This window comes from Ruminococcus sp. XPD3002, assembly GCA_900119535.1.
Lineage (GTDB): Bacteria > Bacillota > Clostridia > Oscillospirales > Ruminococcaceae > Ruminococcus > Ruminococcus flavefaciens_H.
Map to the genome: position 1 here is coordinate 201,740 of FPJT01000005.1, position 13,355 is coordinate 215,094.

The window sequence follows — 13,355 nt, forward strand, 5'->3', positions numbered from 1 at the left end:
TATCTTATGCCAAAAAAACCAAAATAGAATAATACTTAAAAACGTTAATAATCCCATTATTATGAAAATAGTTTTAATTGCTTTCCTCATTTATTTTCTCCTTTACGACTTGTATGAATACTTTCCATAATATATTGGATTCCTCAGCTGAAACAAATATATCCCCCTTTTTTGATGCAGCTCAATGCTATTATCAGTGTTTATCTTGATTTTGGATGTATCGACCTCTTCTCAGTCGGTAAGAGTATCACCGTCTGTGTCTATTCCATTATCAGGTGAAAGTCAATTTTAAGACAGCACTCAAACTGAGCATAAAGCAGTTTGAGTGCTGATCTTATCAGTCAGTGTTTTCTTTCAGGTACTCCTCCATTATTTTAACTTTCTCATCAAGCGATTCCTTATCATTTATCATTTCTTCTGTTAGACCGTATTTATCAAGACCTTCATAGTCACCTGATGTTAGTTTTTGTGCTATGTCTACCATTTCATCGTGGTATAATTCATCTAAATAAGGCAGAATAATTTCCATGTAATGATAATCACAGAAGAAATCGTAAATGTAATGATTCTTGGCGTTAATAATTCTATACTTTATTAAATCTTTAATATTTTCATTTATACTAAAAAAACTATTATTTTTTTTCAACTTACAAATGTATAAATTTTCTTTTTCATTTTTAATATTATAACATAAAAAAAACTTGGAGTTGCATATGCTTTTAAAATCCTCTTTTCCATTAAAAGATAATAAAGACATACAATAATTTGAATTGTCATCATTAATTATTATATCCTCAGTCCATATAGAGCGAATAATTGTAAATGAATCACCATACTCGGTTTTTATGTGGTATCTTATGCCAAAAAATGACCAAATTAGCAGAATAATAATTAAAAATACTAACAATACTGTTATTATGAAAATAGTTTTAATTGCTTTCTTCATTTATTTTCTCCTTTATGACTCGCATGAATACTTTCCATAATATATTTGATTCATCAGTTGTAACAAATATATCTCCATTTCTTAATGCAAAGAAATGTAAGATTAAATGCTTAACAGGATCGTTTCCTCTTGTATAAGAATATACAAGGTCAGAAAATTCATTTATTCCACCAAAGCTATCAACAAAGTCAGTAAATCTGGTATCTGTATGATAAGTATAATAGTTTTTTATCATATATGATAGTGTTTCCTTTTGGGAATAGGTATTATGTATGTTTTGAGCATCTATATCAGCTAATAAATCTTGTAATGTTAATTTTAATGGAGTATTAATGCTAATCTCTCCAACAATTAATTTATAAAAACTATCTTCAATAAGCCGAGGCTCATATTCAGTGCTATTTGCAAAAATTCTTAAATCTTGTATAGCAGATTGTAAATCTCCAGCCCAACCTGATAGTGGCGGTTCTATTGTATCCTTTTTTCCGAATAACAAAAAAAGTGATATTTCATCATGACCTTGTCCGCCTAATGTAGCTAACATATGTAATAAATCGATTTCTTGGTCGGTTTTATCTTTGAAAAGCTTTAATTCAGGTGATTTATATTTTCTGCCATTATACATACGAAAATATTCTAATATTGAGCTGTCTTTCTCACAGATGTAATTTTTAACTAACGGAAAATCTGTACCGTCTGTAACTGTCCATTTTACACCATTAGCAGTGTTCCCTTCCCAGCCATAATAAAGATTTCTTATGATATTTATTGATATTATCGAAGTTTCAGTATTAATTATTTCTGTTATTATATCCTGCATAGCATTGTCATAATTATTGTAATCACTATTTATTAGATACTTCTTATAGTCATCGATATATTTTTCCATCAATTCAAGCTTTTGAAGCAACTCATGTAAGAATATTTTCAACGGCTCAAGATCTTCATTATCCGGAATATCATCCCCATCCGAATCCATCATAGTAGGATCGGATATGATAGGCAGATACAGTCGTGGAGCATTATCTCTGGTTAAGAAGTTATAATCTGCGCTGTTAAATCGAGAAAGATGCTCCACCATAGCGGCTATTGTAAATGTGGGCAGCTCAATGCTATTATCAGTGTTTATCTTGATTTTGGTTGTATCAACTTCTTCTCAGTCGGTAAGAGTATCGCCGTCTGTGTCTATTCCATTAGCATGACACATTAATCATCTACGTAACCAATATACTTAATACCATTGTATTCTACATTGTTATTTGCATCATATGTTACGCCTAAATCACATATTTGTATATATGTAATACCTATCATATTTGAATTATTAGCATTTGTAAGCCATCCAGTAAAGCCAATTTTAAATGATGAACCTTTATCAGTAATGATGTTATCGGTAGACGCTCCATATGATTTGTTATCGCTATTGCCTATAGTCCTTGAAATAGGTTCATCATAAGAAATTATGTTACCATTTATAAAGTCAAAAGCTTCATTTATTTCCTGATCAATGTTATTGGTTTTTTCTATAGTATAGTTGCTAAACAATTTTTTCAATTCTTCTTTATCATCATTAATAAAACATTCTACTACTTTGGTTTGTAGTTCTTTGGCTAATTGATCCGGAGTTTTATCCTCTTTTTTATTATTACATGAGCAATTTATAAGAAGCATGGATGTTATTAAAATTATAAAAAGAAAATGATTGCGTTTATATTTCATATTGTTTCTCCTTTTAATTATACCATTGTAACCATATCATTTTTGAATTTACATCATAAATTATGTTTTTTTGCGATATATATCCAAGATATTCTACATTTCTACTATCTATTATTCCGTTAAATAAATCTTCATGTTCGCTTAAATCAATAGATGCAACTACAACCATGTTTTGTGGTTGTGGTTCAATATAATTAATATTAAATCCAGTAATCCACCATTGATTTTCTTCAGGTATCCAATTAAATATATTATCATATATTCCATTGCCGTTATAGTTATACAAACTCAATGTCATAGGAACTTCAAAATCAATAGAGCTGTATTGATTAGTTTCATAATAATTATCATCAAATTTATATATACCAACTTCCGCTCCACTTTTTAGACTCCAATAGTCACCTTTCCATACCCAAATAGCATATAGTTCATTTTTAATTTTAAAATCAATTCTTCCAAAATACATGGTAGAACCTATTTTAAATATTTCATCATATAAATCATTATATCCAAAATTTCTTTGCCATGTTTCGGGCTTAGAATGATAAGCAACATTGTTTTCATCATATAAAAAGTTTAATAGATCAGCACTTAATTCATCAGTATTATTAAAAGCATATTTTAAATAAATCGCAATGTTTTTTAAAGCATCTTCGTTATTGTTAATACTTGTGCGATATTTTAATAGATTTTTTACCAAGAAATCAGCTAATTCTTGGTTGATTTTTACATCTGTATTATTATTTTCACAATTGTAATAATGGCATATATTACTATTATCAATTTGCTTTATTTGTGTATTCCATAAATTAAATAATCCAGTATATAATAATGGCTCTGGATCTTTGGGAGCAACTTGACGTTTTATATTTACGTCATATATATAATCAATACTTGAACCGTCTAATAGTCCATCCCCATCCGAATCAATCATAGTAGGATCGGATATGATAGGCAGATACAGTCGTGGAGCATTATCTCTGGTTAAGAAGTTATAATCTGCGCTGTTAAATCGAGAAAGATGCTCCACCATAGCGGCTATTGTAAATGTGGGCAGCTCAATGCTATTATCAGTGTTTATCTTGATTTTGGTTGTATCGACCTCTTCCCAGTCGGTAAGAGTATCGCCGTCTGTGTCTATTCCATTATCAGGTGAAAGAGTACCTTTAAGTGTTATTTTCTTCCACCTTGTCGGCACGATTATATCAAATGAATTATCCTCTTTTGGTGCTGTAACTCCATAAAGATGTTCAACATGTTTTATAAGGCAATCTCTCAGAGCCTCATAGTTACTATCATTTGAAGTGTCTAATGCTGTTTCAGTTGGCGCAAACTCCTTCTCTTCATCTTGAGCATTTTCATATATTTCTTTAATATCAAAAAAATAAGGAGAATCGCGTTTAAAATCCTCTTTATTCAGATACACACGTGAACAATAGGTTTTTACGGTTTGCCATTTTGACCAATACAAAGCATCATCAAAGAAATAACCATTACTTATTTGAGGAGAAAAAACTGTATAACTGTTGGTGAAAAGGCAAGCAAACGTATTAGGATGCTTTAAAACTTCACATTTGATTTCAGCCATCATATACGCATTTTTTCTGTTTGCTTCACTCAAAGTGGCTCTATATTGAATAGTATCTAAATTACTGCACAGCTCATTATAGTCTGTAAAATAGTTTTCTCCTTTGGAATTAAGCATGGGAGAAGCTGTTATATCAGTGTATGTCAAGACTTGTACATGTACATCCAGTGCTTTATATTTATCAAAAGCATATTTACTGAGTGATTTTATAGTGTTGATCTCAGAATTAAGCTTTTGTTCATATGATGCAGCAGTTTCTACAGGAATATAGTTTGTCTGAAGCATAAACAACAGATATAAAGGCTCAGTATTTTTAGGAGCTGCTGCCATTATTTGTATATTTGACATCTGATTAAGCGATATAGCAGGATCAACTGATTCAGGCATTTCCACACCAAGTTCATTCAGCCATATCTCCATATCCATGATACAATATGTTCCAAGCTCATCCACTTCCGCATAAAGCTGTTTATTATCCTCACTGAATTTTGTCTCGACAGGAATCAACATTCTTTCTTCTTCATCGAATTTGAATACATTGAGTCGTCTGATTCCCTGTAATTCGGAAAGTGATGAATATTTATCAAGTGTATTTTCTGTAGCTCTTTCCTTAATATCATATCTTAAGACGATATCTTCGGGATCACAATTATCGGAAAGTGATATATCAAGACTGGCTCCTATCATCGCGTCATTGCTTATAACGTTGGAATATCCACTGTTTGAAACACTTATTTCTTTTTCAATATCTCTGTTTGTTTTCATCTCTATAGACAGAGTATATGGACTTTCCTCTGTGTTAAAAGCAGAAAGAATTCCATTATCTGCTGTAATAACCTGAGATATCTTATATTCTCCGTCAGGAATACCATAAGTCAGAGCATTATTTGGATCAAGACCAAGCTTTACCTCAGAACCGTCATCAATACTGTCGTTATCACTGTCAGCAACGAGCGGATCTGTGTTATATATAAATATCTCATCATAATCAGTAAGCCCGTCCAAGTCCGTATCAGAGTCACGCGGATCGGTTCCTCTTGCTATTTCATCTATATTACAGAGTCCGTCCTCATCGCAGTCTGCATCAGAGTCTGAAATTCCTTCGTGAACTGAATCATATATTGTAGGATCTGTTCCAGTAATAAAGAATTCCTCATAGTCAGTTAATTCGTCACCATCAGTATCAGAATCTTCAATGTCAGTGCCTAATTTCGTTTCAAATATATCTGGAAGTCCATCTTTATCGCTATCATTCAATTCCGTATCGTATTCAGTTTCTTCCGATTCAAGTCCTATAAACTCGCCCATCTGAATATTATAATTTGCATTGAAATTCGGACAGGATATATTTATTTTGTCTGCAATAATAATGACACTATTCATATTCAGATTCATTGCTGATATATTTACGCATCCGTAAGGGGCATATACTATACCATTGAGATTAACGTTATCAGTATTGATGATAATATCTCCTGTTTGTGAGGATATAGCTGAGTGCTGTGTATTTTCGACGTTTCCGCTCAGATTAACATCATTAAGTGCTTTTAATCCGCTTGAAATATTTATATTTCCCTTTAAAGTGATATCTCCTTCTGCTTCAATCGGAGTATTAATGTTTATATTTGTTTCCTCACAGAAATAGTCTTCAGAGTATGTTGCTGTTGCAGATGTATCAAAATAAGCTGTATCAAGCTTATTAAAGAAATAAATTATTGGTTCATCAACATTTTCAGCCTTGATTCCATTAATATTGAAATTACCAGCTGTTGTAGTTATTGTACCATTTGTTGCTATATTTCCGTTAATACACACATTATTGGAATTGATGTTTATTGCTCCTTCATCTGATGATCCTGCGAATAAGGTATAAGGATATTTTTCTGTAATAATTTCTTCTGCCTGAACTGACGTGAAAGGAACTGAACTTGATGTTATAGCTACACCAAGGACGGTTGAAATAAACTGTTTGATTACTTTTTCATCGAATGTCTCCCTATATAACAATTTTTTATAATTCTATATTATACAATACAGAACACATAAATTCAATATATAAAATCTTAATAATAAGACGGTTTAAAAAATTAATATGATTTGCCGTTTGATTAATTATTAGTATAACAGTCTTGATCAAACCTAAAAGCTATGATAATAAGCCGCCTGAATAACGGTGAGATCCGATACTCAGGCGGTTGATAACCGGTATTTTTTTAGTGCCAAGTCCCCATAAAGGGGACTTGGTTTTATAATAGTAAATGAAGTTTCACCATGGAGTGTTACATAATAAAGCTATCCGGCTCAAAAAGAATCAGGAGGCTTTTATAATTCTTAGAAGTCTTACTCGCTTAATATCTTTTTTCTCATGGATATCATATCATAGGCATCAACTGAGCTGTCGCTGTTGAGATCGGCGGCGTTCCAGTCGACAAGAATAGAATTCTTCTTTGCATGAAGGAAGCTTTTGAGTACAACTGCATCTGCGATATTTATGTCTCCGTCATTGTTGATATCACCCTTTTCACCATCAAGAACAACGAAAGTCATATCGTGGGCATTTGCATAACGCTCTATCTCTGTATTGCTGAACCCCTTGATAATACAGTCTTTTTCAGCGATCAGTACCGCATTCTGATCTGCAAGTGAATCGATCTTTTCACCGCCGACATAAGTATAGGCGGGAACTGTACCAATCAGACCGGAGAGCTTCAGAGCGCTTGTGAAGGTAAGCTCCTTTACTGCCGTGCCGATAAACGCGCCTTGTCCGATAGCTTCAAGCTCCTTCGGAAGAGTAACATTCTTCAGTGCGGGAAGGTTGCGGCTGAACGCATAGGATGATATACGCTTAGCTCCCTTGATATTCAGTGTTTCAAGGGCTTCACACTCAGAGATAGCTCCTGCATAGATCTCCTTTACGTTTATATCCGCTTTTTTTAGCTCCGGACAGCTTAGAATACTTCCGCCTGTAAGTGACATCTCCGGTGAATCAATAACTATCTCTTCAAGATAGGGCATATCCTTGATACCACTGATACAACGTATATTTTCGGGAACAACGATGCGTGTAACACCTGTAAATGACAGCGCCTGGAATACACCTACGACAGGATGTCCGTCAAGCTCTGCGGGGAATGTGATCGTTTCATCTATCTTATCCTCTTCAAATTTTGGAAGAGTAGAGTCTACGATAACTGCGTTTCCGTCCGGAAGAAGAGCGTACACCCATATATCTGAGGTATATGTCTCATATTCGGCTTCTTCGGTAATATAGTAAGGTTCAGCCACGATATAGCCGCCGTCAGCAGCCTTGAAAACACGTGGATTGCTTTCGCTCACACCCTCGGGGAGTTCATCGGTGAAAACTACCTTAACTACCTCATAGCTGCAATCGTTATTCACGATAACGCGCTCTGTTCCTTCATCATTGAGCCAGTATTCACCTATTCTACTTGCTCCGTTAAGATTTGCCGGATCAACGTAACCTATATCAGATACAATATACGGAATGTCCGTGCGAACGCTGTAAAATGCCGGCGCAGGTGTAGTGATATTGATGCTGGGATCGGGATCATCCAGTGAAATTCTACCCACAGGCTTGCCCTGAAGCTCAAATCTCGCACGGGAACATATTGTGCTTGCAGTGCTTGAACGCTCTGTCGTATAGACGTATTTGCAGAGCTCCTTCTGCTCCTCGGAGAGGGAGTCATAGTCGCGAATCTCAAGGCTGTAGCGCACAAAGTCGTCAAAGAGCGACATATCCACCTCTGTTTCCGGTGCGGGGTTTACATAGTGCTCGGTTATGTACTCCTCTGTACCTTCAAAAATACGGAGATTACGATCGGGATCGTATGAAGAATAATAATCACCTGCACTCGCCGTCATACTTCCTGCGGGAAGCATTGCTGCAGCCATCATAGCCGCAATAATTCTGTTTGTCTTTTTCATGTTTTTTCCTCCTTTTATTTAATTTGTAAATGTAACAGTATTGATTAATAGTGCATATTCAGATCAGATTATTTTAAATGCATCCCATTTCTGTATCTCGAGGGCATCAAGAGGAGTAACGCCGTCGCCGTCACCGACGATATCAGCAACCTCAAAGCCTTCTTCATACATAGGATATTTCTGAGAGTTAGCAATAAACTGGAGTATTGTCAGAGCATCTGCAAGTCCGACTTCGCCGTCTGCGTTGGCATCACCTATTTTTGATTTTTCTGCTTTTCCTCCACCGGGCAGAAGACCGTCCGCAATCAATAGACCGCATTCTGAACGATAGCTATCAAAAAAAGAAGAATTATATATTGTAAGCTCGCATCGCATACATTCGTAAATTACTTCCTCCGCCTGTTTAGTATCTTCAGTTCTGTTCGTGTCTGCCACCAATGCTTCAAGTGGTTTGATAATTACCGCTTCATCCATATCAGCAAGGTAAATATCAAATTCTCCCTGATAATTACTGTCAAATCCTAAAAGTTCATGGTCAATAGACAAATCATCACTTGTAATATAGTCTGGAAGAGTAGTAATATTTTTTTCAATAAGAATAGATTCCAACGGTTCAATAGTAAACCCTTTTACACCGAATTTTCCTCTTTTTATGTATTTAGCATTAACCTTTACGTAATCGTTCTTGATAATGCCTTCGTCAGTTATGTAAGTTTCCAACGGTCTTTCTATCTTTTCACGATACTGTTTATATTCTTCATAAAGCTGAGTATTGTTTAAAGATTTGTAATAAGAATAGTTTTTTATAACATCATCTTCCGCACTGACGTTCATGATAGTCGTGCCTATAAAAGCTGTACTCATAACAGCAGACATGATTATTGATAGCATCTTCTTTTTCATAGTAAGACCTCCTAAATTCTTTAATCATTTATTTTCAGTTTTATTCTAACATTTCCCCTCCTTTATAAAACATTTTTCTTTTGGTTTATCCAGAATGTAGTCTCAGATTCCACATTGTTATCGCCGCGTTATTGATTAAGAGTGTATATTCAGATCAGATTATTTTAAATGCATCCCACTTCTGTATCTCGAGTGCATCGAGAGGAGTAACGCCGTCGCCGTCGCCGACGATATCCGCATTAAATAATTCCTGAGCTGTCAGTGGGTACTTTTCAACATTTGCGACATATTGCAGAATAGCCAGCGCGTCAGCAAGTCCAACTTCCTTATCGCAGTTTGCATCGCCGTTAAGTACATCTTTACCATTGTATTCCTCAGAATCACCCATCGCACTTTCCAGTACGCTCCATATTGGTTGTATACCTGTTGCGTTATACAATTCGTTCTCAAATTCGAGGACTTCCTTCGCGGACATTTCGGTCTCAGATATCAGTTCAATCTGGTCATACTGTTCCCATTCACTTTCAGACATCAATTCTGGATGCTTATATGAGCTAATCACATCAGAATAGTCAACATTCTGAACTGTCATATTTATATTGTTGTCTGAGATGTATTTTTCAATTGCCTCTTCGTATTCTCCGCTGTAAGTAGGTGTAGTACGAAGCTGACGGTTAGTAATTATATATGGTTTAACATAGGTTGCGGTTATATTATCATATTGTTTGGTTATTGCTGTGATTATTTCCTTTCCTTTGCTTAGATCATTAAAACCTATAATAGATCCTGATTCATACACACTTACGCTATCTTCGGCTATATTATAGTTTCCCTTTACTCCAGCCTTAGAATCTAATTTTTTTACAAATTCGCTAAGCTGCTTTAAATCAACATTACCATTTATGTTTAAATGTATATAATCAGGTTGCTTTTCATATGCTAAGAGTTCTTTTCCATCTGTTCTTATATAAAGGAAATCGTAATCTGCTAATTTTTCTTCATTAGGAAAATCTTCTCCGTATTCAAGACAATCTACACAGTATACCTGCTGATATGTATGTCCATTTACTTCCTTTAAGATCTCACCACTATCATTTACAGTTTCATAGCCTACCATAGCAGATACACCTGATAACTGAATAGCTGAACAGCAGCATAAAGCTGTTATGATCGATAATATCTTCTTTTTCATAGTGATTCCTCCTTTGCTTATGGCTTGGTTTTTGCCTTTCACTACTTAGTAACATTTTCTGCGGATTTGTCTCACTGTTTTTTCAGAATGAAAAAAGTCTCACTTTTTACAGAAATTATTTGGTTTTCTTTTATGTAATTTAATAATTCCTCTGCTCTTATCTAACCATGCGAAGACTTTTTCATTTTTAATCCTCCATTCAGGATAATGAATTGACCATTTTTTCCGCTTCTTGATAATCCAAACCAAGGGATGTATAGTTAAAAATAAATTTGTCCGAAACATACAGTGCCCTGTATTGATTATCTTCCATACTAATTAAATATGGTTTACCATTAATTACTTTTTCTTCAACATTGCCTTCATCTGATGGAAGACCTACATTGCCACCATGAACATTAAACACATATATCATACTAACACGCACATCACCTTTATCTAACCAAATCGTCAATCCATTATATTGATAATCTAATTTGGTTAATGCAAATCCTTCCGGTAAATATGTAATGATCGGAGAAGATATATCATATTCAGCACATTTGGTTTTGATTTCGCTAAGAATTTGCTGAGTTTCTTTTCTGTCCTGATCCATATGGATAACTATTGCTCCGTCTACTACCTCATAGAGCTTTGGGAACATCTTAACATCAAAGGCATACGCTATGCCCTGATTTAAAACAACCACTGCTACTAAGCAGGCAGCTGCTGTAGAAAGGGTTTTTATCACCTTCCTTCTTTTCGGAACTTTATTATCCAGCTTTGCAAGTATAGCCTCTATACTGCGCTTAACATCTTCTTCTGATGGGGTATATCCTTTGATATCTGCTATTGCATTTGATAGTTCTATTATCTTTTTTGCATTGATCTTGTTTCTTGGTTTATTCAATTCAGCCTTCAGAGCCTTATCAAGATCGTTAAGCAGCATATTATCGATATCATCTAATCTTTCAAAAAAATCTTTGCTATCCATTGCTTTACCACCTTTCGTCACATGCTCTTATATATAAATCATCATTTATACCTGTTTTTTTACAGTAAATATAATTATTTGTATAACTGTACAAGATAAGAGCTATTTTATTGTTTATTATTTATGTTGTTGCGCAGTTTCTTTTTTATCCTTGATATTTTGACATATAGTGCTCCCGGAGATATATTATTGACTTCAGCAAGCGCTTCCTTTTCTTTTGTATTTTTACAATAAATGTATTTGATCAGCATTTCAGCTTCAGCCGGTGAAAGATTATCATATATAATTGACATTGGATTGTGGTTGAAATCCGATGTATCTTGTATTTTGTCTGCATAATCGGAAATATCCTCGTGTTCGTACTGATTGGCGTTCCTATATCTCTTTATAACATTTTTAGCTGTTAAAGTAAGCCATGTCAGGATATTTTCTGTAAAATATAGTTTATCTCGCTTCCTGAATAATTCTAAAAACGTTTCCTGAGCACAATCCTCTGCAGCGCTACTATCATTTAAGTTGTAATTACAGAAATTATATATATCACAATAGTATCTTTCAACTATTATCCTGCATAAGTCCATTTCTATCAACTGAAAACCCCTCCTTCCCGGAAATTATATGATTTACCTCTGATAGTATCGAATCAGTTCTTCGCTTAACATCTTCTTCTGACAGAGTATACCCTTTGATATCTGCTATTGCATTAGATAGATTTATAATATTAGTTACATTCCATTTTTCAAATGGTTTTTCAAGTTCATAATCAAGTGCTGATTTTAAATCAGTAACCAATTCTTTATTTAGTTCTGATAATTTGTTCGATAACACTTTTCTTTTCATTTATAGCCACCTCTTTTATTCTTCTATAATAGCATAACTTAAAACCATTCTATATAAATATCACTAAAAAAACAGCTTTTTGGAATTGTCAAGAAATGTGCAGTCGGAGAATACCCAAAATCTTGGATAGGCAGGAGTCAGGCGGCGTGATGAGCCAGCCCAGTTGAAGTTCTTAGTGCCACAGGTGGGAGGCCGCCCTCGTTGAAGCTGTTGATCCTCTGGGTGTTGTAATAACCGAAGATGTATCGAAATATGACAGTTTTGACTTCTTCACGTTTCATTCTGTAGGTCGGGATCTGATACAGCTTTTCTTTTTTCAGCGTGGCAAAGAAGCTCTCCATACGAGCGTTGTCATAGCAGTGAGCAGTACCGCTGAGGCTTTGGATGAGCCCATTTGTTACAAGTTCCCTGCGAAAAGCGTAGCTTGTGTACTGGCAGCCACGGTCGCTGTGAAGAACAGTTCCTTCGAGTCTGCCGTACTTTTCACGCAGCTGTTTTACGGTGCCTATGCAAAGTTCCTTCTTCATGTTATCACGCATTTCAAGAGCAATGATCTCACCGTTGAAGCAGTCGAGAATCGGTGAAACATAGAGCTTTCCGTCAGCGCACTGGACCTCGGTAATATCAGTCAACAGTTTTTTCAGCGGTTTGTCTGCAGTGAAGTTTCTTTTGATCAGATTCTCTCTGTCCTGAGTTTCAGTATCAGCTTTTGTGATACCGTGAGGTCTGCGATGTCTGTGGATAAGCCCGACTTCGCTCATAGTCCGGTATACTGTTCTGAGACTGACATGAGTGCCTTTCTGTGCAAGAGCTGACTGCATCCTTCTGACTCCGTAATTCTTATTGTCAGGATGCTCTGAAAGAATTTCCTGTATTTTGACCAGAAGAAGCTGCCTTGCACCTATCTTGCCCTGATTCCTGAGCCAGCGATAATAGCCTGATTCGCTGATTTTCAGAAATCTGCATATTGCTTTCGCTCCGTACTTGCTACGGAACTCATTGACGAACAGGTGACGTTCGCTTGTCTTTACTTCTTCCGGTCTTTTGCGAAAAAACCGAGTGCGTCCTTGAGAATATCATTTGCTTTGCGAAGCTCGGCATTTTCGCGCTCAAGCTCAAGATTACGCTGCTTAAGCTCTTCGTCGGTCATCTGATACTTCTTAGCTTTGGCAGCGGCATTTCGCTTTGTACGCCAATCAGACAGTGTGTAATACTGGATACCTAACTGCTGAGCAGCCTTTTTCAGTCC

12 protein-coding genes are annotated in these 13,355 nt (G+C 35.3%); all 12 read right to left on the reverse strand.

Translation table 11 applies throughout. From position 1 onward, the window contains the following. Window positions 1-337 precede the first annotated feature (337 nt). Window positions 338-946, reverse strand: coding sequence for a hypothetical protein (locus tag BT127_RS06530; protein WP_082334933.1), 609 nt, complete (start codon window positions 944-946; stop codon window positions 338-340). Next, window positions 930-1,928, reverse strand: coding sequence for a hypothetical protein (locus BT127_RS06535; RefSeq protein WP_139275447.1), 999 nt, complete (start codon window positions 1,926-1,928; stop codon window positions 930-932). Before BT127_RS06535 ends, BT127_RS06530 begins: the two co-directional genes overlap by 17 nt. A 224-nt stretch (window positions 1,929-2,152) precedes the next feature. Beyond that, complete coding sequence (locus BT127_RS06540; RefSeq protein WP_075424220.1) at window positions 2,153-2,665, reverse strand: DUF5104 domain-containing protein; 513 nt, start codon at window positions 2,663-2,665, stop codon at window positions 2,153-2,155. A gap of 13 nt (window positions 2,666-2,678) precedes the next feature. Beyond that, window positions 2,679-6,260: a DUF4474 domain-containing protein gene (locus tag BT127_RS06545; protein WP_075424221.1), complete on the reverse strand. Its 3,582-nt coding sequence runs from the start codon at window positions 6,258-6,260 to the stop codon at window positions 2,679-2,681. Window positions 6,261-6,593: 333 nt separating this feature from the next. Beyond that, complete coding sequence (locus BT127_RS06550) at window positions 6,594-8,198, reverse strand: leucine-rich repeat protein (RefSeq protein ID WP_075424222.1); 1,605 nt, start codon at window positions 8,196-8,198, stop codon at window positions 6,594-6,596. A gap of 63 nt (window positions 8,199-8,261) precedes the next feature. Next, window positions 8,262-9,101 carry a hypothetical protein gene (locus BT127_RS06555; protein WP_075424223.1) on the reverse strand — a complete coding sequence of 280 codons (840 nt, stop codon included), beginning with the start codon at window positions 9,099-9,101 and terminating at the stop codon, window positions 8,262-8,264. A 154-nt stretch (window positions 9,102-9,255) separates the two neighbouring features. Beyond that, on the reverse strand, window positions 9,256-10,293 hold the full coding sequence (locus BT127_RS06560; protein WP_075424224.1) for a dockerin type I repeat-containing protein: 1,038 nt from the start codon (window positions 10,291-10,293) through the stop codon (window positions 9,256-9,258). Window positions 10,294-10,492: 199 nt separating this feature from the next. Continuing rightward, entirely contained in the window at window positions 10,493-11,266 is a 774-nt protein-coding gene (locus BT127_RS06565; protein ID WP_075424225.1) for a DUF4367 domain-containing protein, read from the reverse strand. Window positions 11,267-11,373: 107 nt separating this feature from the next. Continuing rightward, window positions 11,374-11,847 carry an RNA polymerase sigma factor gene (locus tag BT127_RS06570; RefSeq protein WP_318257181.1) on the reverse strand — a complete coding sequence of 158 codons (474 nt, stop codon included), beginning with the start codon at window positions 11,845-11,847 and terminating at the stop codon, window positions 11,374-11,376. Further along, window positions 11,822-12,106 (reverse strand): hypothetical protein, encoded by a 285-nt coding sequence (locus BT127_RS06575; RefSeq protein WP_075424227.1) that lies wholly within the window; start codon window positions 12,104-12,106, stop codon window positions 11,822-11,824. The genes BT127_RS06570 and BT127_RS06575 overlap by 26 nt, the downstream gene beginning before the upstream one ends. Before the next feature lie 137 nt (window positions 12,107-12,243). Continuing rightward, complete coding sequence (locus BT127_RS06580) at window positions 12,244-13,116, reverse strand: IS3 family transposase (RefSeq protein WP_139275449.1); 873 nt, start codon at window positions 13,114-13,116, stop codon at window positions 12,244-12,246. Between the two features lie 17 nt (window positions 13,117-13,133). Next, window positions 13,134-13,355 (reverse strand): transposase (locus BT127_RS06585; RefSeq protein ID WP_075424229.1); only part of this gene is annotated, 222 nt, incomplete at its 5' end.